Genomic DNA, 1,017 nt, shown 5'->3' with positions numbered 1-1,017 from the left:
CAGCTTCGAGGCTCCGGCGTGCGCGAGTCAAGGCATCTGCAGGCAGTCCTGCCGACCGAATCCTCCGGCAACACTTCGGTAACGCCGACTGGCCTGCGGGCTGTCCGCGTTGCACACTCTCCTCGCGAGAGTGTTCAAGCATGCGCATATCTGCCTGATTAGCTCATCAATGAGCATGGCGGCGCATCGTCGGCTCGCGCCCCCTCCTCCCCCGCAAAGGCGGTCCCCCATGAACCCGCGCGTCCTCGTCCTTCCCGCCGTCTGTCTGTCCGCCGCGCTCACGCTGTCGGCCTGCGGCTCCGGCTCCGACAACTCCGGGACCTCGGCCGACGGCACCACGACGATCAAGTTCGTCGCGGCGGACTACGGTTCCAACGGACAGAACCCCAGCCAGGCCTACTGGCAGGGCGTGATCTCGGCGTTCGAGCAGCAGAACCCGAAGATCAAGGTCGACCTGCAGGTGATCAACTGGAACGACCTGGACGCCCAGGTCAAGACGATGGTGCAGAACGGCAACCAGCCGGACCTCCTGCAGACCGGTGGCTACGCGGACTTCGCCAAGGACGGCCTGCTCTACCCGGCCCAGGAAGTGCTCTCCGGGAAGACCGCGATCGACTTCGTCCCCGCGATGGCCCGGGCGGGCGAGCAGGAGGGCACCCAGTACGGCATCCCGTTCGTCGCCAGCACCCGGCTGTTCCTGGTCAACAACGCCCTCTTCCGCAAGGCCGGCCTCGACCCGGCCAAGCCCCCGAGAACGTGGGCGGACGTCACCGCCGCCGCCACCGCCCTCAAGAAGGCGGGCGTCGAGATCCCGCTGGGCGTGCCCCTCGGCAAGGAGGAGGCGCAGGGCGAGTCCTTCATCTGGATGCTGGAGAACCACGGCGGATACCAGGGCCAGGACGGGCACTACGCGATCGACTCGCCCGCGAACCTCGACACGTTCGCGCAGCTGAAGTCCTGGGTCGACGCGGGCCTCACCGAGCAGAGCCCGGCCGCCGTCAACCGCACCGACCTCAC

The 1,017-nt window shown here is 67.8% G+C and carries 1 protein-coding gene; it reads left to right on the top strand.

Going from position 1 to position 1,017, the window contains the following annotated elements; translation table 11 throughout:
• Positions 1–229: 229 nt before the first annotated feature.
• Positions 230–1,017 (top strand): extracellular solute-binding protein (locus AB0O00_RS41460; protein ID WP_363659827.1); only part of this gene is annotated, 788 nt, incomplete at its 3' end.

Source organism: Kitasatospora sp. NPDC093558 (assembly GCF_040683475.1).
Classification (GTDB): domain Bacteria; phylum Actinomycetota; class Actinomycetes; order Streptomycetales; family Streptomycetaceae; genus Kitasatospora.
Note: the sequence above shows the minus strand (reverse complement) of the source record. Positions and strands in the feature narration are given on the sequence as shown.